This is a genomic window from Rhodococcus sp. 06-462-5 (assembly GCF_002258315.1).
Taxonomy (GTDB): domain Bacteria; phylum Actinomycetota; class Actinomycetes; order Mycobacteriales; family Mycobacteriaceae; genus Rhodococcoides.
Genome location: NZ_NOYD01000029.1, coordinates 17,432 through 37,987, shown reverse-complemented (window position 1 = coordinate 37,987; position 20,556 = coordinate 17,432). Strand labels below are relative to the sequence as shown.

The window sequence follows — 20,556 nt, the reverse complement described above, 5'->3', positions numbered from 1 at the left end:
TCTATTCGGCGATCAGATCCAGGAATTCCTCGTGTTGCGCCAGATAGCGCCGGACGTACGTGCAGATGGGGACGATGCGCCACTGCCGATCGCGAGCGGTGTTGAGCGAGGCTCGCACCAGCACGCCCGCCCACCCGCGGTCGCCGTACTCCTCCTTGACGACGGTGTGCATCAGCGCGACGACCGGGCCGACACCGCCGTCGTCGCCCTCACCGAAGCGGTACCCGAGAATGCCGACGAGTTCGTCGTCGACGAAGAGATCGAACCTGTTGTGATCGACGTCGTCGTCGATACGAACGACGGGCCGATCGACAGGAGCGGGCCCGTGAACCCGACGTGGAAGTATGTGACTCATGTCACTCATGAGATCAGTGTTGTCCATGTGACGCGAGGCGAGTGCATCGATCGTCGCCGAGTCGTGCCCTGAATGTGACCGGCCTACCGTGACCGATCGACAACCTTGGAAGAAACGTCAGAGCGCGACGAGCATGTCGTTGTACTCCGGGTTGGCCGCGGCGAAACGCTGCACGTAGGTGCAGACCGGCTTGACCTTCCAGCCGTAGGACCGAGCACTGTCGAGCGCGCGGCGCACCAGAATTCCGGCCAGACCCTGATGACCGAAATCCTCGGTGACGACCGTGTGCATGAAGGACACGACATGGGTACGCGTCGCACGCTTGCCGTTTCCCTCGACCTCGTAGAAGCCGACGATCCCGACGAGATCGCCGTTCAATCGAAGCTCGAACCGGTTCTGGTCTTTGTTGATCGAGACATCAGCGCTAGGAGAACTTGCCAGCATGGGACGCCTCCTTCGCTGTGTGTGGAGTGATGAACGAATGAAACCAATGTGACGTGCACCACTATTAAACATGCGCATGGTGGCTCTGTCACCTTTTCTACCAACAAACCTTCGGATGCGTAGGTTCGTCCGTCCCACCCGACAGGAATGCTGGTACGGATCATAAGCAACCCTGTTCGACGTTGTGATACAACAACATTCAAGGCCGGCCCATGTTTTCGCCACGAACTCGCCGCTCCGATTCGCCTGCCGAGACCGCCGTCTCCCCGCCCGCCGGTACTGTCTTCTCTCGTGAAGTTCCTACCGCTCACGCCCAACGGCGAGACTCCCGTCCGCGCGCTGACCATCGCCGGAACCGACTCCGGCGGCGGTGCCGGAATCCAAGCGGACAGCCGAACGATGGCGCTGCTCGGCGTCCACGCGTGCGTTGCCGTCGCCGCGGTCACGGTCCAGAACACCGTCGGCGTGACGGGCTTCCACGAGATTCCGCCGGACGTCGTCGCAGCGCAGGTTCGCTCCGTCGTTTCGGACATCGGAGTCGGCGCAGCGAAGACCGGAATGTTGGCCTCCACCGCGATCATCGAAGCGGTCACGGCCGTCTGCACCGAGGTGGGCATCGGCCGAGATCAGCCGGTTCCCCTGGTCGTCGATCCGGTGTGCGCGTCGATGCACGGCGACCCGCTGCTGCACGCCGAAGCCCTCGACGCCATCCGCCACACCCTGTTTCCCATCGCCTCGCTCGTGACCCCCAACCTCGACGAGGTTCGGCTGATCACCGGCATCGATGTGGTCGACGACTCCAGCGCACACCGCGCCGCCGAGGCCCTACACGGATTGGGAGCGCAGTGGGCCCTGGTCAAGGGCGGTCACCTGCGGACCTCGACGCACAGCACCGATCTGCTGTTCGACGGCGACACCTTCCTCGAGTTCACCAGCGAGCGCATCGACACCGGCAACGATCACGGCGGCGGCGACACCCTCGCCGCATCGATCGCCTCGGCCCTGGCGCACGGATACTCGATGCCCGACGCGGTGGCGTTCGGCAAGGAGTGGGTCACCCGCTGCCTGGCCGCGTCCTACGATCTGGGCGCAGGCCACGGGCCGGTGTCACCGCTGTGGCGACTGCACGAGTCGGAGGATGCGTAGGTCGTCGGGTGCGCCCTTGATCTTCGGAGCGAAGAAGCTGCGGCGATAGGGCTTGGAGACCACGCGCAAGGCGTCGAGCACCTCCGGCGGGACCGCCTCGAGGGCCGACGCGGAGATCATGATGTTGCCGTTGCCGCCGGTCTGCATCACCCGGGCGGCGACGGTGACGTCGACGCCCAACCAGTCCGATCCCACCTGACGCGGGCTGCCGGTGTGGATGCCGACGCGCATCGTCGGGGTGTAGCCGTCGACGTCGACGCCCTTCAGGGCCTCGCGGGCCGCGAAGACCGCGTCGACGGCTTTGCCCGCATCGGCGAACACCGCCATGATGCCGTCGCCCAGCCTCTTGACGACGTGGCCACCGCGGAATGCGACCTCGGGTTCGACGGCCTTGGAGACCTTGCGCAGCAGCGTCAGGGTCGCGGTGTCGCCGGCCCGAAGCGACCAGGACGAGAACCCGACGAGGTCGGTGAACACGATGGTGACGTCGTGCTCACCGCGACCCCGGCCTGCACGTTCGAGGATCGCCTGCCACAGCTGCAACGCCCCGAGGCCCACTTCGCGGGACGCGCCGGGTTCGTCGTCGAGTCCGTTCGCAGCCAGGAACCTGTCGGCGACGCGGGCGACCGCCAGGGCTCGGCCCGGACCGTCGATCGACAGGGGATCGCCGAACGTGGGGTCACCCGGTAGCGCGCGACGCACGCGCCGAACCGCCCCGACCACCGCGGGCGCTCGGTTGGTGGTGCGGACCCACTCCACGACCGAGGAGACGACTGCGTTCACAGCATCGAGCGTAACCCACGGTTACACATACTTTCCCTCACCCTTCGGCGCGCGCGGCCTCGCGCTCGGCACCCACCGGAACCCCGTTGGGGCCCTCCACCGACTGCGCGTAGACGCCGATGCCGTAGGCCACGGCCGCACCGTTCTTCGCCAGTGCGGCGCGGTCGACGTTCGCCAGGGTGTCCTGGTCGGTGTGGTAGTTCTCGTCGAACGTCTGATCCGCGGTGCCGCCCCACTTCTCGGCCTGCGCTGCGGTCTTGTTCTCGTCCGCTCCGCTGAACACACCACCGGCGGGGATGCCGACCTCGATGAACGGGCCGTAGTCCGAGCGACCGTCGAAATCGGTCCCGTCGACGGCTACGCCCTCCTCGGCCAGTCGATCGACGAAAGTGCGCTCGATGGCGTCGGATCCGGCCGGTCCGGCGGGCTCACCCACCTGGTCGGAGTCGTCTCCGTCGTAGGCGAGGTAGCCGGCGTTGTGCGAGCCGATCATGTCGAAGTTCAAGTACAGAGCGATGTTTCGCTTGTCCTCGTCGGACAGGCCCTCGACGTACTTGGTGGAACCGACGAGTCCGTTCTCCTCGGCACCCCAGAACGCGAAACGCACCGCGTTGGTGACCTCGGGGGCACTGCCCATCTGCAGCGCGGTCTCGAGGACAGCCGCCGTGCCGGTTCCGTTGTCGTTGATGCCGGGCCCGTCCGGAACGCTGTCGAGATGGGCACCGGTCACCACGACGTTCTCGGTCGAACCGGTGGTGGTCTGCGCAATGATGTTGCGACTGGTGGTCGTTTCGGTTTCGGTGACGAGCGTCAGCGTCACCTCGGGTGCGGCGAGAACGGCCGCGCCGTCCTCCTGGCTGACACCGCCGGTCGGAATCCGAGCGGTGTCGGCGTCGCCGAGCGTGCCCGAATCGAGCGGTCCCGGTTCGTTGTTGACGATGATCGCGGCGGCCGCCCCGAGTTCTGCTGCGACGGTTTGCTTCACGCCGAACGGGCACACTCCGCGTGGCACGACCGCGACGGCTCCTGCCAGGTCGAGACCGGTGTAATCGGCTGCCTCGCAGCCGTCTGCGCCGGCGGGAGCGCCGACGACGCGTGCGGTGATCCCCTCGGCAGTGGTGGTGGGCGAGTAACTGAGCGCGAACACCGGAATCTCGGTGCCCGCCAGCGAGAGGGTCTGCGTCTGCGCCTCGAAGGTCTCGAACTCGAATTCCGGGGTGGTGACCTCGAACCCGGCCGATTCGAGTTGCGAGACAACGTAATCGACACTCGCGTCGTAACCGGCGGTGCCGGCCGCGCGGTTTCCGTCGTTCTCGGCGGCGATCGCTTCCAATTGTTCGAGGTGCCCCACCAAGGCCTCCTCGGTGACCGCGGCAGACAGGCCGGGCCCGTCGGGTGTCGCGAAAACTCTGGCCGGTTCCTCGTCCGAGGTGGACGAGCAACCGGCCAGAATCAAGACAGTGACAGCGCTACCTGCAAGTAAGGAAATCCGCATAGCGGACACCCTACCGGCGAGTGGCGTCAGGCGTCCCGACGATTGACGACGAACACCGCTGCCCCGAAGATCACCGCGGTGAACGCGACGAAGTAGATCAGTCCGCCGATCGGGCCCCAATGGAAGTCGATTCCGCCGCTGGAGCCGAGAAAGTGATTGGCATTGAGGAACGGCAGGAACGGCTGAATCTTGTCGCCCACATTCGGAATCACTCCGACGAGGTTCTCGATGAGCAGTGGCCACAGCAGCAGGATGGCGATTGCGCCTGCGGACTGCCGGATGAGAGCGCCGACGCCGATCGCCAGAACGACCTGCAAGAACGCCAGGATGGCGGTGCCGTAGAGGATGCGCCACGTTCCGTCGACGTCGAACCCCAGCAATACGCCCGCCTGCTCGCCGGCGAGAGCTTTCGCCAGGTAGAGCCCGATCACGGCGAGAACGAACGACAGGATGGCACCGTAGACGCCGACCAGCAGAGCCTTCGCGGCCAGCACCGATCCCCTGTTGGTCACCGCCTGGAACGTGGTGCGGATGAGCCCGAACCGGTACTCGCTGGTCACGGTCAACGCGGCCAGGATCATCAGCACCATCGAACCGAACGTGCCGACTCCGAGTCCTACGACGTCGGAAGCCGTTGTGGGCGGAATACCGTCGGGCGCGTCGAGGCTCAGGGCCGACTTCGCAGCCCAACCCAGAATGGCCGCGAACCCGAGACCGAGCACCACGATGATCGCGCTGCACCACCACGGCGACTTGGTCGAGGTGAACTTGATTCTCTCTGCTGCCAGAACGCCCATCAGAGTGCACCGCCCATCGCTTGCTGAGGACCTGCTTGCTGAGTGTTGGGAGTGTCGGCTCCCGCGCCGTGATACTGCACTGTGTCTCCGGTGAGTTTCATGAATGCTTCCTCGAGCGAACCTCGCTGGGAGGCCAACTCGTGCAACGTAATTCCGGCTCGGCCGGCGATGTCGCCGATCGCGTCGGTGGTCGAGTTCAGCACCACGAGCGAGGGCTGAAGTTCGTCGGTCTTGTCCGGCTCACGCACGGTCAGACCGGCCGTGGTCAGCGCCTGGCGCAGACCGTCGAGCTGCGGGCTGCGGACGCGCACCGATGCCTCGGAGGCGTGGTCGATGAATTCCTGCACCGAGGAATCGGAGATCAACTTGCCGCGTCCGATGACGATGAGATGCTCTGCAGTCTGCGCCATCTCCGAGAGCAGGTGGCTCGAGACGAGCACCGTGCGCCCCTCGGCGGCCAAGCGCTGCATGAACTTTCGGATCCAGACGATGCCCTCGGGATCGAGTCCGTTGACCGGCTCGTCGAACAGCAGCACCTTGGGGTCACCGAGCAACGCGCCGGCGAGCCCGAGCCGCTGCGACATACCGAGCGAGAACCCGCCCGCATTCTTCTTGGCCACCTCGGACAGGCCCACCAGACGCAGCACCTCGTCGACGCGCGACTTCGGAATGCCGTTGGAGGCCGCCATCCACTCGAGATGTGCACGCGCCGAACGGTTCGGGTGCACCCATTTGGCGTCGAGCAGTGCGCCGACGGTACGCAGTGGCTGCTTGAGTTGGCTGTAGTTCTTGCCCTCGATGGTCGCCGTTCCCTTGGTGGGGCGGTCGAGGCCGAGGATCATCCGCATGGTCGTCGACTTGCCTGCGCCGTTGGGGCCGAGGAAGCCGGTCACGATGCCGGGTCTGATGGTGAAGGTGAGGTTGTCGACCGCCGTCACCGCGCCGTATTGCTTGGTCAGTCCTGTCACTTCGATCATGGGTACAACTGTCCCCCACCGACAAGGGTCTGCACATCGACCCACAGTCGCCTTCTCCATCATCCTTTCGGATGACACACACCCTGAGACAGTCGGTCAGATGGGCGCGGGGTCACAGGGGCGCCGCCGCAAACGCGCGCGCATTCGTCAGGTGCGCGCGGAATCGCATCGTATTCGCCACTATTCCGCGCGCGTTTCGCAAAAGCGCGCGCGTTTGCCAGATACGCAGCACGCGGCGGTCACATCCGTGGCACGCGGTCGCAGGGGTGGCACGCGGTCGAGCGGGCGGCAGGCGGTCGCAAACGCGCGCGCGTTTGCCAGTTGCGCGCGGAATCGCATCGTATTCGCCACTATTCCGCGCGCGTTTCGCAAAAGCGCGCGCGTTTGCCGGACACGAGGACGTCACAAGAGGTGCCGCAGCGCTCCATGTGCGTGGAAGTTCGACCCCTGCTACGAATTACCACTCACATGGGCGAGCTGGCCTGCGCCCAGAATCGTTTCGGGATGCGGCCGGCATGTCGGGCCTGGTATCCCGCCGCCACCGCGTTCCGCATCGCCGACGCCATCAGCGCCGGATCCTTCGCCCGGGTCACCGCGGTCGCGAGCAGCACCGCGTCGCAGCCGAGTTCCATCGCGAGGGTGGCGTCACTGGCGGTACCGATGCCCGCGTCGAGGATCACCGGAACCGATGCGGCGTCGACGATCATCTCGATGTTGTGGGGGTTGGAGATGCCGAGGCCGGTGCCGATGGGTGAGCCGAGCGGCATGACGGCCACACAGCCGATGTCCTCGAGCCGCTTGGCCAGTACCGGGTCGTCGGTGGTGTACGGGAGCACCTGGAAGCCGTCGTCCACGAGTTGTTCTGCGGCCTTGACCAATTCGATGGCGTCAGGCAGCAGGGTCCGCTCGTCGGCGATCACTTCGAGTTTCACCCAGTCGGTCTCGAGTGCCTCGCGGCCGAGTTGCGCGGTGAGAACTGCTTCGGCCGCGCCGCGGCAGCCTGCGGTGTTCGGCAACGGGGCGATGTTCAACCGGCGCAGCAGATCCAGCACTCCCGTCCCACCGGCGGCGTCGACGCGACGCATCGCGACGGTGGTCAGCTCGGTGCCCGACGCAACGAGGGCCTCCTCGAGTACCGCGAGATTCGCCGCCCCGCCGGTGCCGGTGATGAGCCGGGAGGTGAAGGTGCGGCCTGCGATGGTCAATCCCGTCATGCCCTCAACCGCCTTGCACGGCGGTGAGAACGTCTATGGTCCAACCCTTTTCGACGCTGGTGCTGTCCCAGCGACTCTTGGGCAGTACCGCTCCGTCGACGGCGACGGCGATGCCCTTCTCGGGCATGCCCAGGAATTCGAGCAGCCGACGCATGGTCATGTCCTCGGTGAGCAGGTGGTCCTCACCGTTGACGGTGATACCGATCGCGACCTGTGTCATGGTGTCCTCTCGATCTGCGGAAATCTGTTGGGGTCGGCTGCTTTCGCCTCGGGGAGCGTCTCGCCGGAGATCAGCGTGGCGACGGCGTCGGCGGTGATGGGCGCGAGCAGGATGCCGTTGCGGCCGTGTCCGGTTGCGGCGATCAACCGGGGAGACAGTCTGCCGATCAGCGGTAGCCCGTCCGGGCTCATGGGCCGTAGTCCGGCGGCGGTTTCGTACAGCTCGTACTCGCCGATGCTCGGCATGAGTCGTTCGGCGTCGGCGATGAGGTCTCGCACCCCGGCGACGGTGACCTGGGTGTCCTGGCCGGATTCGTATTGGGTTGCGCCGACGACCAATCCGTCGCCGCGCGGTACCAGGTAGATCGCGCGGCCGTGCACGGTTCCGCGAACGGTGCGCGATGGTGGCGGTGCGGCGCTCGGCCGTCTGCGCAGTCGCAGGATCTCGCCTTTGACCGGCCGGACCGGCAGCGTGGGCCACAACGCGGCCGACTGCGCACCGGCGGCCAGGACCACCTGGTCGGCGTCGGGCACGGTCTCCACCGGGGTGGTCACCAACTCGACCCCCGCGTCCAGGCACCCCTGCTCGAGCGCGGCGATCAGCGCCCGATTGTCCACCGACAGTTCGCTCGGAGCCAGCAGACCCAGTCGAATGTTCTGTGCCAGAGCAGGTTCGAGCTCGCGCAGCTGCGCTCGTCCCAGAATCTCGAGTTCGTGTCCCTGCTCACCCACCCATTCGGCGATGGTTCGCAGGTCGGCTGCGTCGGCGGAGTCGAGGGCAACCGTCACCGACCCGGTTGCGGAGAACACCGAGGGGCCGGGGAGGCGTCGGGCGAAGTCCGGCCAACGCGCCAACGACGCAGCGCCCAGGTGCAGCAGTTCGTGTTCGCCGGGCCAGCCCTCGGACAGCGGGGCCAGCATTCCGCCTGCGACCCAGGATGCGCCTCGACCCAGCGCGGGATCGTGCACGACCACTCGGTGACCGTCCTCGGACAGGCGCAGCGCCGTCGACAACCCGATGACGCCTCCGCCGATTACGACGATATGCACGCGATTCACGTCCTCACTCCCTGCGCCCGCATGATCGGGTTCAGGTATTGACGGTAAGGGCGGCGAACCCACTCTCAGCCCCACGATCCCCGGGACTCCCGCGATTTCTCGGCTACTCCGTCGTCGGTGGCGGCCACCATGAGAATACAGTTCGCTTTGTGCATCCATCTCAGACCGCCCGCAACCAGACTCCCCGTGAGCGTCTTGCGTCCGCTCGCCTGTACCTGTGTACCGATGCCAGGCGCGACAAGGGCGACCTCGCGCAGTTCGCCGAGGCCGCGTTGTCCGGTGGCGTCGACATCATTCAGCTGCGCGACAAGAACTCCGCAGGCGAGCGCGAGTTCGGTCCCCTCGAGGCCAAGGACGAGCTCGCGGCGCTGGCGATTCTGCTCGCCGCGACCAAGCGGCACGGTGCGCTGTTGGCAGTCAACGACCGTGCGGATCTGGCGTTGGCCTCGGGCGCCGACGTTCTCCATCTGGGTCAGGGGGATCTGCCGGTGCACTACGCCCGTCAGATCCTGGGGCCGGACGTGGTGATCGGCCGCTCGACGCAGAACCGCGCTCAGTCCTCGCTCGCCGCGATCGAGGACGGCGTCGACTACTTCGCCGTCGGGCCGGTGTGGCCGACGCCCACCAAGCCCAATCGCAAGGCCGCGGGACTCGAAGCTCTTCGGGCGACCGCGGACGCGCTGCCGGAACGGCCGTGGTTCGCGATCGGCGGCGTCGACGCGACCAACGTGGACGAGGTTCGAGCGGCCGGTGCCGATCGTATCGTGGTGGTCCGAGCGATCACCGAGGCGCGGGACCCGCAGGCCGCCGCCCGTTCGTTGGTGCAGGCGCTGCAGGCCTAGAGCCAACCCAGTACCGCGGACGGCGTCAGGACCTGCACCGATTCCGGCAGCCGGTCGCGTAGTCCGCGGTCGGCGGTGACGAGCGCGGTCAGGTCTCCGTCGATGTCGGCCTGCTCGGCCAAGGTGTCGTCGCCACTGCCGTCGGCGAGAATCGTCCGGGTGCGGGGGTCGTCGACCACGGCGTCGCGGGCCTGGCCTTCGAGTACGGCGTCGATGCGGGTGAGCCAGCCGTACTGACCGCTGGGCAGTTCGACGGTCCGCGGCAGCGTCTCGGCGAGCGAGGTCAGCAGTGCACCGGTGGATCCGGCGCGGTCCTTCCACCATCCATTCGGCCGGGACCCCAGCACGTTGGCGGTGTCGAGCAGCACCCGCAGCGGCACGGTGCGCAGCGAAGGCCAGCTGGACGCGAAGCCCGGGTGCAACGGGAGTTCGTCGACGATCGACTCCGGCACCCAGCGCAGCTCGGTGCTCTCCCCGTTGGGCACGGTGGTCAACGGATGATCGGTATCGGCGACGACGGTGGTGTACGACCAGCCGCTCTCGACACTCGCGGTGACGCGCTCGCTGCGAACACTGAGCTGGTCGGCCGTGATGCCGGCTTCTTCGTGGGCCTCGCGCACCGCGGCGTGCGCGGTGCTCTCGTGGGAATCGCGGGCTCCGCCGGGTAGTGCCCAGGTTCCGCCCTGGTGACTCCACAGGGCACGGTGCTGCAGCAACACCATCGGCTCGCCTGCGTCGGACGGTGCACGCAGCAACAGTCCGGCGGCTCCGTGCTTTCCCCAGTGCCGTGTGCCGTTCTCGCCGATCACCCAGCCGTCACCGTCACCACGCATGCTCACCACCCTAGGTGAATCACCTGCCTGTAGTGGCTGCAGTACGGTCCGCCTGCTTATATGCTCGGGTGCGTGATCGCGGCCGGTATTACCCCCTCCGCTGCCGTCCCCCCGACAACGGCTACGCACGTCGGTGTCGCTGCAGGCAAGCCACCGGTTCGCTACACGATGCGTTCGACGCCTGCACGGTTGGTCGCGATGGGAATCGCGCTGGTGGTGCTCGCGTTGACGGTCGGGAATCTCGCGTCCACGGCCGTGCACGATCGGGTCGACACCCTCGGCACCCTGTTGGTGCGCACCGAGCCCTTCGCGAACTCGGCACAGAATCTGTACGGGGCTCTGTCGGTGGCCGACGCGGCCGCGGCCACCGCGTTCATCGCCGGTGGTCTCGAGCCGGCGGAGGTACGCGAGCGCTACTCGCAGGCGCTCGGCGAGGCGTCGTCCGAGCTGATCGCGGCCTCGGCCGGGGTGACCGAGAACGACGCGGCCACCAGCGCGGTGCTCACGCAGATCGCCGCTGGGTTGCCGGTCTACAGCGGTCTGGTCGAGACTGCGCGAGCCAACAACCGCAGCGGAAATCCGGTCGGCGCGGCGTATCTCGGCGAGGCGTCGACGATGATGCAGTCCAGTTTGCTGCCGCTGGCCGAGAAGTTGTACACCGAACAGGCGTCGCGGGTCTCGGCCGATCAGGAACGGTTCACCAGCCCTCCACTGTTCGCGATCGGCTCGCTGGTGTTCCTGTTGCTGATGACCGGCCTGGCCCAGTGGTACCTGTCGCGAACCACTCGCCGAACGTTGAACGTCGGATTCCTCACTGCCACAGTCGCTGTCGCCGGACTGCTCGGCTGGATGCTGGTGGTGGGACTGATTTCCTCGATCGCCACCGATCGCGCGATCGACCGCGGAGTGTCCCCGCTGAAGTCCTACACGACGGGTTTCATTCTGGCGCAACAGGCCAGAGCGGACGAGACACTCGACCTCGCCCGTCGCGGCGGCGGTCAGGATTACGGAGAATCGTTCGACGCCAACGTCTCTCGGCTGACCGAGATGTTCCAGGGCGATACCGCGGTGATCGATGCACTGAACACGTGGTCGGTCTCGCACTCGAGGATCGATTCCGCACTCGAGGTCGGCGATTTCAACGGCGCGGTCTCCATTGCCACCGGCACCGGCGAGTCCGATTCGGCGGCCGCGTTCACCGCGCTGGACAGCGTTCTGGTCGACGGAATCGAGAATGCGCGAAGCGAACTGCGCTCCAACATCGACCGATCGGTGTGGGTGCTGTCCGGACTGTCGAACGGCGCATACGTGCTCACCGTGTTCGCGTCGGTCGCCTTCGGTGTCGGCCTGTTCCCGAGGCTGCGTGAGTACCTGTGAAACGTCTGCTCGCCGTCGGCATTCTGGTCACCGCGCTCGTGGTCGGCTGCGCCACGCCGGACAACGCTCCGCCGCAAGCGGAGACGACGTTCACCGAACCGCCGCTACCGGACGGCGCGTCCGTCGCCGCCAGGCCCACCGAGAGCCCGGCCGACGACGAGTGCGCACGCCCCACCGCCAGCCTGCGACCGCTGACGGTAGGCACCGATGCTCCACCGCCGCCACAACCGACACTCGACGCGCTGCGCGCCAAAGGCCGGTTGGTCGTCGGGTTGGACACGGGCAGCAACCTTTTCAGCTTCCGCGATCCGATGACCGGCCAGTTGGTCGGGTTCGATGTCGACATCGCACGGGAAGTCTCACGAGACCTGTTCGGCGATCCGAATCGGTTGGACTTTCGCATCCTCACCTCCGCACAGCGGCTCGAAGCTCTGCAGGATTCTTCGGTGGACATGGTGGTCAAGACCATGACCATCACGTGCGCTCGCCGCAAGGACGTGCAGTTCTCCACCGTGTACTTCCAAGCGCAGCACCGTGTTCTGGTGGTGCAGGGATCGGGCATCCGCGGTGTCGAGGACCTGGCGGGCAAGCGAGTATGCGCCGTGGAGGGCACCACCTCGCTGCGACGCCTTCAACGCGTCCAGCCCGCCGCGACCGTGGTGACGGTACCGATGTGGTCGGATTGCCTTGTGGTGCTGCAGCAACGGCAGGTCGACGCCATCAGCACCGACGACGCCATCCTCGCCGGCCTCGCCGCTCAGGATCCCTACCTCGAGATCGTCGGCGACAGCCTGAGCCCGGAGCCGTACGGGGTGGGAATCAACAAGAACAACGAGGATCTGGTGCGCTTCGTCAACGGGACGTTGGCACGCATCCGCTCCGACGGCACCTGGAATCGCATCTACGACCGATGGCTGACGGTGCTCGGCCCCTCTCCCGGTCCGCCCAGCGCGACGTACAGCGATTAGGGGCCCGGACATGGACGACGACGAACAGCAGCCCACGGCCCCGGCGGAGCGAACGCAGGCGGTCTCGCGCGCCGACGACAGCGAACGCACCCGGGCAGTGTCGAGAACGCAAGCAGTCTCGGGAACGGACGGCGTCGAGCGTACTCAGGCCGTATCGCGGTCATCGGTCGGTGATCGGAACCCGACATCCACCGCGTCACAGTCCGCTTCCACTCGCTCCAAGACGGGTCGGTCGAGATCCGGTCGATCGCGCAGCACCGGCATTCGGCGTCGACTCGGTGGCGGTCTGGTGGACGTGCCTCGCGTCGAACCGATCGATCCCGCCACTGCCGTGATGTCGGATCCGACGGTGCCGCAGCACAAACGGTTCTGTTGGAAGTGCAATGCCAAGGTCGGCCGCAGTGAACCGGGTGAGCCCGACGTGGCAATGGGTATCTGCCCGCACTGCGGTGCCACGTTCGACTTCACTCCGTTGCTCGAGCCGGGCGATCGCGTGGTCGGCCAGTACGACGTTCAGGGCTGCATCGCACACGGTGGGCTCGGCTGGATCTACCTCGCCATCGACCGTAACGTCAGCGACCGTTGGGTGGTCCTCAAGGGACTGCTGCATTTCGGGGACGAAGAGGCCCACGCCGTCGCGGTCGCCGAGCGGCAGTTCCTCGCCGAGGTCGCCCATCCCGGCGTGGTGAAGATCTACAACTTCGTCGAGCAACCCCGCAGCGACGGGTCGACCGTCGGCTTCATCGTGATGGAATACGTCGGCGGCCGCTCACTGCGCGACATCCTCACCGCCTGCGGCGACGGTGCCCGTCTGCCCGTCGAGCAGGCGCTGGCCTACGTTCTCGAAGTGCTTCCGGCACTGGGCTATCTGCATTCGATCGGGCTGGTCTACAACGATCTCAAACCGGAGAACATCATGGTCTCCGACGACCAGATCAAACTCATCGACCTCGGCGCGGTCGCGGGCATCGAGGACTACGGCTACCTGTACGGCACGGTGGGCTACCAGGCACCGGAGATCGTGAAAACGGGACCGACGGTGGCGTCGGACATCTTCACCGTCGGCCGCACGCTCGCAGTGTTGACGCTGGACATGCCGTCGAAGAACGGCAAGTACCTCGACGGGCTCCCCTCCGCCGAGGAATCCGAGGTACTACAGCAGTTTCCGTCGCTGTATCGACTGCTGCTGCGCGCGACGCACGAGGACCCCACTCGGCGGTTCCGATCCGCGGACGAATTCGCCGGGCAGGCCACCGGGGTGCTGCGTGAGATTCTGGCCATCAGGACAGGTGTCGAGCGGCCGGGACTATCGACGGTGTTCAGCCCGCCGCGTACGACGTTCGGCACCGAGCAGTCGGTGGGCCGCACCGACACCTACGTGGACGGCACGGTACGCCACGAACGAATGACCGCAGCCGAAGTGGTTGCCGCGCTTCCGGTTCCGCTCGTGGACCCCAACGACCCGAGCGCACCGCTGCTGGCGGCGGCCGTACACGTCGAACCTCGACAGACCCTGGACTCGCTGCAGCACGCCAAACGCAACGGCATCGAACGCGTCACCGCCGGAGCCGAATCGAACCGTTCCGCAGGCTCCTCGAGTCCGGTGGAACTGAGTCTCGAGATCACCCTGGCCGAGGTCAAGGCCCACCTGGATCTCGGGAACGTCGTCGACGCAACCGACATTCTGGCCAAGGTGCAGTCGACCGACCACACCGCGGACCCGTGGCGAGTGCAGTGGTACGCGGGCCTGATCGCGCTGTTGCACCACGAATACGACTCTGCATTCACCAATTTCGACAACGTTCTCGGTGCGATGCCCGGCGAACTGGCACCCAAGCTCGCTCTCGGAGCCACCTCCGAACTACTCGGGCATGTGGCCGCGGGCAACGAAGAAGAAGCCGAGAAGTGGCGGGCCCGCGCCGAGGGCCTGTACCGAGCAGTGTGGCGAACCAATCGTGGCATCGTCAGCTCCGCGTTCGGCCTGGCCAGGCAGTTGCAGCGCCGCGGCGATCAGACCGGTGCCATCGCCGCGCTCGATCAGGTGCCGATCAGCTCGCGACACTACTCCATGGCCCGCATGACCAGCGTGTTGACGTTGCTGATGGATCGCTCGCGAGCCGAGCTGTCCGAGGCCGATTTCCGTTCTGCGGCACGGCGAGTGGCGTTGCTACCCAAGGCCGAGAGCCGGGCGCTGCAGATGCGCACGCTGGTGCTGGCGATGGCCCTGGACTGGATCGTCTCCGGCCACGCTGCGACAGCCGAACGAGAACCCATTCTCAGCGTCCCGTTCACCGAGGACGGGCTGCGGCGCGGCACCGAGAAGGGCCTACGCGCACTGGCCCGCAACGCCACCGATCGCGCCCACCGCTTCTCGCTGGTGGATCTGGCGAACGCGATCAGGCCGCGTTCGCTGTTCTAGCCGCGTACCAGTTCATCGGCGGCGCGAGCGATCGCCAACTCCTCGTCGGTCGGCACCACCAACACCGTGACGGTGGACGAGTCGGTCGAGATCACCCGAGCCTGCTTGCTGCGCAGCGCATTACGCTCGGCGTCGATCTCGATGCCGAAGCCCTCGAGATTCGCCAGGGCGTCCGCACGCACCGCTGCGGCGTTCTCGCCGACACCGGCGGTGAACGTGATGGCGTCGAGCTTGCCCAGCCCGATCATGTACGCGCCGATGTACTTGCGCAGACGATGAATGTAGACGTCGTACGCCAGGCGTGCCGAGGCGTCCCCGTCGTCGATCCGCTTCTGCAGTTGCCTGAAGTCGTTGACCCCGGACAGTCCGATCAGGCCGGAGCGACGGTTGAGCAGGTCGTCGATGTCGTCGACGCTCATGCCTGCACTGCGCCGCAGGTGCATGATCACGCCGGGATCGATATCCCCACTGCGGGTACCCATCACGAGACCTTCGAGTGGGGTCAGTCCCATCGAGGTGTCGACCGCCTTGCCGCCCGCGACTGCCGAAGCGGAGGCACCGTTGCCCAGATGCAGCACGATCTGGTCGATGTCGGCGAGATCGCGTCCGAGGAACTGCGCCACCTGCTCGGACACGTACCGATGCGAGGTGCCGTGAAAGCCGTAGCGCCGGATGTCGTGCTCGGCAGCAACGGTCGCGTCGATGGCGTAGGTCGCGGCCGCGTCGGGCAGGGAATGAAAGAATGCGGTGTCGAACACTGCCACGTGCGGCACGTTCGGCAGTTGCTTCCTGGCGACTTCGATACCCAGCACGTTCGGCGGATTGTGCAGTGGTGCAAGGTTGCTCAGATCGGAGATCTGTTGCACGACGGAGTCGTCGATGATCGTCGGACGGTAGAAGACCGTCCCGCCGTGGACCACGCGATGCCCGACGGCGGTGACCGATTCCAGTTGGACGCCTGCGTCGGCGAGCATCTCGAAGGCCAGGGCCAGACCGGCACCGTGGTCGTCGATGTGCTGGATTCGTTCGACGGTCTCGCCTCGGTGGTCGAGTTCGACGCGGCCGTCGGATTCACCGATGCGCTCCACGAGCCCGCTGGCCACGGACTCCCCCGAGCCGGGGTCGACCAGTTGGAACTTGACCGAGGACGAACCGGAGTTGACGACGAGGATGCTCACTTGCCCTCCTGATCGGCTGCGGCCGCGATGCCCTGTGCCTGAATCGCGGTGATGGCGACGGTATTGACGATGTCCTCGACCAGCGCACCGCGCGAGAGATCGTTGACGGGCTTGCGCAGACCCTGCAGAACGGGTCCGACGGCGACCGCACCGGCACTGCGCTGGACGGCCTTGTAGGTGTTGTTGCCGGTGTTGAGATCCGGGAAGATGAAGACCGTCGCACGGCCTGCGACGTCGGAGTCGGGCAGCTTCGACGCGGCGACGGACGGTTCGATCGCCGCGTCGTACTGGATCGGACCCTCCACGAGCAGTTCCGGATTACGTTCGCGCACAAGCGCGGTGGCCTGCCGAACCTTGTCGACATCGGCTCCGGAACCGGACTCACCGGTGGAGTACGACAACATGGCCACCCGCGGCTCGATGCCGAACTGGGCTGCAGTCTGTGCCGAGGACACGGCGATGTCGGCGAGCTGCTCGGCGGTCGGGTCGGGTACGACGGCGCAGTCGCCATAGGCGAGCACCCGATCGGACAGGCACATCAGGAAGATCGACGACACCGTCGACACGCCTTCGGTGGTCTTGATGATCTCGAACGACGGCTTGATGGTGTGTGCGGTGGTGTGCGCGGCACCGGAGACCATGCCATCGGCAATTCCCTTGTGCACCATCATTGTTCCGAAGTACGAAATGTCGGCCATGATCTCGCGGGCACGGTCGATCGTCATGCCCTTGTGCTTGCGCAGCTCGGTGTACTCGGCGGCGAAGTCCTCGGCGTAGTCGCAGTTCTTGGGGTCGAGAACCGTTGCGCTGTCGAGGTCGACGCCCAGTTCCGATGCACGTCGCCTGATGGGACCTTCCTCGCCGAGGATCGTCAGGTCCGCGACCTGACGCTGCAGCAGACGTCCGGCAGCCCGGAGGATGCGATCGTCACTGCCCTCGGGGAGCACGATGTGCTTGCGGTCGGCGCGGGCCCGGTGAATCAGCTGGTACTCGAACATCTGCGGGGTCGTGATGGTGGGAATGGCGATGTCGAGCCGCCCCAGAAGGGTTTTCGCGTCGACCCGCTGTTCCATCAGGCCGAGTGCGGTGTCCACCTTGCGCTGCGAGCCCACCGCCACGCGGCCGCGCGTCTGCGCTGCAGCAGAGGCGGTATCGAAGGTGCCGAGCTCGGTGGTCAGGATCGGCAACCGGGGGCCGAGCCCTGCCACCAGTCGGGCGATCGCCGGGTGGGGTTCGATGCCGCCGTTCATGATGATGCCGGCGAGGGACGGAAAGCCTTCCGCCTCATGGGCATTGACGAGGGCGAGCAACACGTCGGATCGGTCTGCCGGCGCGATGACGACGACGCCCTCGGTGAGACGTTCGAGGATGTGCTCGGCCGTCATGCCACCGACCATGACTCGCAATGCTTCTCGCTGCAGCAGCGACGAGTCACCGGAGTAGAGCGTGCCGTCCACCGCCTCGAGCAGTTCCGCCATCGTCGGCGCGACGAGGAGCGGAATCTCCGGCAGCGACCAAGCAGGCACGCCGACCGACGCCAATGCGTCGGTGACCGCGTCGAGATCGTCCGGCGCGCAACGGTTCGCCACGATCGCAGCGAGGTGGGCATGGTGCTGACGCAGCTCGCCGTGGCACAGAGTGGCCAACTGCGCGATCTCGTCGGGAGTGCGACCGGACCCACGCAGCGCAAGCAACACGGGGGCACCGAGATTGACGGCGATGCGGGCATTGAAACCGAGCTCACTGGGGCTGCCGACGTCGGTGTAATCGCTGCCCACGATCACCACGGCGTCGCACTGAGCGGCCACCTCGTGGTACCGGTTGACGATCTCGCTGAGCGCCGAATCCGCATCGGCATGCACCTGCTCGTACGTGACGCCGAGCGACTGCTCGTACGTCAGATCTGCGGTGGTGTGCTCGACGAGCAACTCGAGGATGTAATCGGGCTCGTCGGTGGATCGGGCGATAGGACGAAACACCCCGACCCGAGCCGCGGACGCGGCGAGCATCTGCAGCACACCGAGCGCGATGGTCGACTTCCCGGTGTCCCCTTCCGGTGACGCGATGTAGATGCTCGAGGGATACATGTCCGACGCGTCGGTGCCGCTGGGCTCAGCCATGCCCGCCAGCTTAATGGTTGCGGTGTTGACACCGGGCGCGGTCGGGTTGTCCCATGAACCATGGCCGAATCACCGTTCCCGGATGTGCGCTGGGGCAGCGAAACCTCGTTCATCCGGAAGCCCGCCGTGAAGTTCGCGTCGACGAAGCCCGGTTCGTGGGTCATCAGGAACCTTGCAGGCGTCGACCGGTGGTTGCTGACGAAATCCGACGGCCGCTTCACCGTCCTCGGCCCGATCGCGGCCCCGGTGGTGTTGCTGACCACCACCGGCCGCAAATCCGGCAAGCCCAGGACCAGCCCGCTGCTGTACTACCGGGAGGCCGACAAGATCTACGTCGTCGGCTCCAATTTCGGTCAGCAGCACCATCCGGCGTGGACGTCGAACCTGCTCGCCGACCCGAAGGCCGTGGTGGCCATCGGCGGCAAGAAAATTCCGGTGACCGCCACCCGCATCACCGGCGACGAGAAGGCTCGCATCTACCGCCAGTTCGACGCGATGGTCGAGGTGTACGGCGAGTACGAGACCAGGACCGACCGCGACATGCGATTGTTCGCCCTCACGGCCGATCTCTGATCTCGTCGGGAGTCAGCCGAGCTTGCGCAGGCGCGGCGCGAGGTCCTTCTCGAACAGTTCGAGGAATCGCTTCTGATCGTGGCCCGGTGCGTGGAACACCAGGTGGTTCAGGCCCGCATCGGTGTACTGCTTGACCTTCTCCACTGCCTCGTCCGGATCCGATGCCACGATCCACCGCTTGGCGACCTGCTCGATCGGCAACTCGTCGGCAGCCTTCTCCATCTCGATCGGATCGTCGATCGAGTGCTTCTGCTCCGGCGTCAGCGACAGCGGGGCCCAGAAGCGGCAATTCTCCAGCGCCAGTTCCGGATCGGTGTCGTAGCTGATCTTGATCTCGATCATCCTGTCGATCTCACCGGCGTCGCGCTCGGCCTTGCCCGCGCCCTCTTCCACCGCGGGAAGCAGCTTGTCGGTGTAGAGCTCCATGCCCTTGCCCGACGTGCAGATGAATCCGTCGCCTGCGCGTCCTGCGTAGCGCGCCACCACTGGTCCGCCTGCGGCGATGTAGACCGGGATGCCGCCCTCGGGAACGTCGTAGATCGACGCGCCCTTGGTCGTGTAGTACTCGCCCTCGAAGTCGACGCGGTCGCCGAGCCACAGCTCACGCATCAACCGCACCGACTCACGCAGGCGCGCGAATCGTTCCTTGAACTCCGGCCATTCGCCGGTGAACCCGGTGGCGATCTCGTTGAGCGCCTCACCGGTACCCACACCGAGCATGATGCGTCCGGGATACAGGCAGCCCATGGTCGCGAACGCCTGCGCGATGACCGACGGGTTGTAGCGGAACGTCGGCGTCAGCACCGAGGTGCCGAGCTGGATCGTGCTGGTTCGCTCACCGACGGCCGTCATCCAGGCCAGCGAGAACGGCGCATGGCCACCCTCGTGACGCCACGGCTGGAAGTGGTCGCTGACCGTCGCCGAATCCATACCGTGCTGCTCGGCCAGCACACCGAGCTCGACCAACTCCCGCGGTCCGAACTGCTCCGCCGATGCCTTGTACCCCAGCTTGAGACCCTGCGCCACGCCGAACTCCTGTCGTTGGTCGTCCTAGTTCCTCGATTGTGCACCTTCGGCCGTCGGCAGCGCGCTACTGGATCCCAAGAACCGTGACCACCGCCGCCAGCACCGCCACCGCGCCGATACCGACGGCGAAGATCCACAGATCCCGCGACTCGGGCATCGGCGCACCGTTCTCCAGGGCAGCTCGAACGCGCATCCACCGTCGCAGACCGATGATCGGTGCCGCGGCCGCGAGGCCGATGAGAATCAGACCGAGGGTCGTCCGAACCCATCCCGTGCTGAAATCCGGAACCAGGTGAACGATTGCGATACCACCGGCCAGGAGCCCGAGCGAGGTCCGCAGCCAGGCAAGGAAAGTGCGTTCACTGGCGAGCGTGAACCGCTCGTCGGGGCGCGTCACTGCCGTACGGCCATGCGCTCGCGAATCAGATGAGCAACCAGGTCCGGATCGTCGGGGGTGAAAACCGGCGAGATGCGGCGAAGGGTGAGCACCACTGCAGTGTCCTTCTTGGGACGCATCACGTCCAGCGGAAGCCACTGATCGATCCAGGGCGCACCCCACAGCCGCCACCGCCCGTTCCAATTGCCGAGGACGGCGGTGTCGACGGCGCGAATCCTGTCGTAGGGCACGAACTTCTTCGTGGCGAAGGGAAAGTAGTAGTACCTCAGGGTGACGCCTGCCTCGTCGAGACGGACCAGCCCGTCGTCGTAGATCACGTCTCCTTTTATTCGCA

General features: G+C 66.3%; 21 protein-coding genes and 1 riboswitch. Of the genes, 6 read left to right on the top strand and 15 right to left on the bottom strand.

Features of this window, described 5'->3' with window-relative positions; all coding sequences use genetic code 11:
• Position 1: 1 nt before the first annotated feature.
• Together CH251_RS15470 and CH251_RS15465 are read right to left on the bottom strand one after the other, a co-directional pair.
• The gene (locus CH251_RS15470) at positions 2 to 355 is read right to left on the bottom strand and encodes a GNAT family N-acetyltransferase (protein ID WP_256979123.1); all 354 of its coding nucleotides are present in this window, start codon (positions 353 to 355) and stop codon (positions 2 to 4) included.
• A 117-nt stretch (positions 356 to 472) separates the two neighbouring features.
• On the bottom strand, positions 473 to 799 hold the full coding sequence (locus CH251_RS15465) for a GNAT family N-acetyltransferase (protein ID WP_037186711.1): 327 nt from the start codon (positions 797 to 799) through the stop codon (positions 473 to 475).
• A gap of 291 nt (positions 800 to 1,090) precedes the next feature.
• On the opposite strand from CH251_RS15465, the gene thiD reads away from it, so the two are divergent.
• Positions 1,091 to 1,945: a bifunctional hydroxymethylpyrimidine kinase/phosphomethylpyrimidine kinase gene (thiD, locus tag CH251_RS15460; protein WP_032393765.1), complete on the top strand. Its 855-nt coding sequence runs from the start codon at positions 1,091 to 1,093 to the stop codon at positions 1,943 to 1,945.
• Here thiD and CH251_RS15455 read toward each other — a convergent pair.
• The 7 genes from CH251_RS15455 to thiO form a co-directional block, all read right to left on the bottom strand.
• Positions 1,907 to 2,728 carry an adenylate/guanylate cyclase domain-containing protein gene (locus CH251_RS15455; RefSeq protein WP_094613929.1) on the bottom strand — a complete coding sequence of 274 codons (822 nt, stop codon included), beginning with the start codon at positions 2,726 to 2,728 and terminating at the stop codon, positions 1,907 to 1,909. The two genes, thiD and CH251_RS15455, sit on opposite strands and share 39 nt — an antisense overlap.
• A gap of 37 nt (positions 2,729 to 2,765) precedes the next feature.
• Complete coding sequence (locus CH251_RS15450) at positions 2,766 to 4,223, bottom strand: M20/M25/M40 family metallo-hydrolase (protein ID WP_094613928.1); 1,458 nt, start codon at positions 4,221 to 4,223, stop codon at positions 2,766 to 2,768.
• Between the two features lie 26 nt (positions 4,224 to 4,249).
• Positions 4,250 to 5,020: an ABC transporter permease gene (locus tag CH251_RS15445; protein ID WP_094613927.1), complete on the bottom strand. Its 771-nt coding sequence runs from the start codon at positions 5,018 to 5,020 to the stop codon at positions 4,250 to 4,252.
• Positions 5,020 to 5,997 (bottom strand): ABC transporter ATP-binding protein, encoded by a 978-nt coding sequence (locus CH251_RS15440; RefSeq protein WP_094613926.1) that lies wholly within the window; start codon positions 5,995 to 5,997, stop codon positions 5,020 to 5,022. Before CH251_RS15440 ends, CH251_RS15445 begins: the two co-directional genes overlap by 1 nt.
• A gap of 464 nt (positions 5,998 to 6,461) precedes the next feature.
• On the bottom strand, positions 6,462 to 7,211 hold the full coding sequence (locus CH251_RS15435; RefSeq protein ID WP_094613925.1) for a thiazole synthase: 750 nt from the start codon (positions 7,209 to 7,211) through the stop codon (positions 6,462 to 6,464).
• Positions 7,212 to 7,215: 4 nt separating this feature from the next.
• On the bottom strand, positions 7,216 to 7,431 hold the full coding sequence (gene thiS / locus CH251_RS15430) for a sulfur carrier protein ThiS (protein WP_094613924.1): 216 nt from the start codon (positions 7,429 to 7,431) through the stop codon (positions 7,216 to 7,218).
• Complete coding sequence (thiO, locus tag CH251_RS15425) at positions 7,428 to 8,480, bottom strand: glycine oxidase ThiO (RefSeq protein ID WP_256979122.1); 1,053 nt, start codon at positions 8,478 to 8,480, stop codon at positions 7,428 to 7,430. Before thiO ends, thiS begins: the two co-directional genes overlap by 4 nt.
• Positions 8,479 to 8,592, bottom strand: a riboswitch (TPP riboswitch). (Overlaps the previous gene by 2 nt.)
• Before the next feature lie 46 nt (positions 8,593 to 8,638).
• Here thiO and thiE point away from each other — a divergent pair.
• Positions 8,639 to 9,331, top strand: coding sequence for a thiamine phosphate synthase (thiE, locus tag CH251_RS15420; protein WP_094613923.1), 693 nt, complete (start codon positions 8,639 to 8,641; stop codon positions 9,329 to 9,331).
• On the opposite strand, the gene CH251_RS15415 is transcribed toward thiE, so the two are convergent.
• Positions 9,328 to 10,164 carry an NUDIX hydrolase gene (locus CH251_RS15415; protein WP_094614074.1) on the bottom strand — a complete coding sequence of 279 codons (837 nt, stop codon included), beginning with the start codon at positions 10,162 to 10,164 and terminating at the stop codon, positions 9,328 to 9,330. The genes thiE and CH251_RS15415 overlap by 4 nt on opposite strands.
• 72 nt (positions 10,165 to 10,236) lie before the next feature.
• Between CH251_RS15415 and CH251_RS15410 the strand changes: the two genes are divergently transcribed.
• Genes CH251_RS15410 through CH251_RS15400 form a run of 3 tightly spaced genes read left to right on the top strand, consistent with a single transcriptional unit; the run spans position 10,237 to position 14,928 of the window.
• Positions 10,237 to 11,541, top strand: coding sequence for a hypothetical protein (locus tag CH251_RS15410; protein ID WP_256979091.1), 1,305 nt, complete (start codon positions 10,237 to 10,239; stop codon positions 11,539 to 11,541).
• Positions 11,538 to 12,509, top strand: a complete 972-nt coding sequence (locus CH251_RS15405) for a glutamate ABC transporter substrate-binding protein (protein WP_094613921.1) — start codon at positions 11,538 to 11,540, stop codon at positions 12,507 to 12,509. Before CH251_RS15410 ends, CH251_RS15405 begins: the two co-directional genes overlap by 4 nt.
• A gap of 10 nt (positions 12,510 to 12,519) precedes the next feature.
• Positions 12,520 to 14,928, top strand: a complete 2,409-nt coding sequence (locus CH251_RS15400) for a serine/threonine-protein kinase (RefSeq protein WP_094613920.1) — start codon at positions 12,520 to 12,522, stop codon at positions 14,926 to 14,928.
• Here CH251_RS15400 and CH251_RS15395 read toward each other — a convergent pair.
• Positions 14,925 to 16,106 carry an acetate kinase gene (locus CH251_RS15395; RefSeq protein ID WP_094613919.1) on the bottom strand — a complete coding sequence of 394 codons (1,182 nt, stop codon included), beginning with the start codon at positions 16,104 to 16,106 and terminating at the stop codon, positions 14,925 to 14,927. The two genes, CH251_RS15400 and CH251_RS15395, sit on opposite strands and share 4 nt — an antisense overlap.
• Positions 16,103 to 18,226: a phosphate acetyltransferase gene (pta, locus tag CH251_RS15390; protein ID WP_179273317.1), complete on the bottom strand. Its 2,124-nt coding sequence runs from the start codon at positions 18,224 to 18,226 to the stop codon at positions 16,103 to 16,105. Before pta ends, CH251_RS15395 begins: the two co-directional genes overlap by 4 nt.
• Before the next feature lie 60 nt (positions 18,227 to 18,286).
• On the opposite strand from pta, the gene CH251_RS15385 reads away from it, so the two are divergent.
• Entirely contained in the window at positions 18,287 to 18,799 is a 513-nt protein-coding gene (locus CH251_RS15385; RefSeq protein WP_094613918.1) for a nitroreductase/quinone reductase family protein, read from the top strand.
• Between the two features lie 12 nt (positions 18,800 to 18,811).
• Here CH251_RS15385 and fgd read toward each other — a convergent pair whose 3' ends face one another.
• The 3 genes from fgd to CH251_RS15370 form a co-directional block, all read right to left on the bottom strand.
• On the bottom strand, positions 18,812 to 19,825 hold the full coding sequence (gene fgd / locus CH251_RS15380) for a glucose-6-phosphate dehydrogenase (coenzyme-F420) (protein ID WP_094613917.1): 1,014 nt from the start codon (positions 19,823 to 19,825) through the stop codon (positions 18,812 to 18,814).
• 64 nt (positions 19,826 to 19,889) lie between these two features.
• Positions 19,890 to 20,222: a YidH family protein gene (locus CH251_RS15375; protein WP_094613916.1), complete on the bottom strand. Its 333-nt coding sequence runs from the start codon at positions 20,220 to 20,222 to the stop codon at positions 19,890 to 19,892.
• Positions 20,219 to 20,539, bottom strand: a complete 321-nt coding sequence (locus CH251_RS15370) for a hypothetical protein (protein WP_256979090.1) — start codon at positions 20,537 to 20,539, stop codon at positions 20,219 to 20,221. Before CH251_RS15370 ends, CH251_RS15375 begins: the two co-directional genes overlap by 4 nt.
• Positions 20,540 to 20,556: the final 17 nt, after the last annotated feature.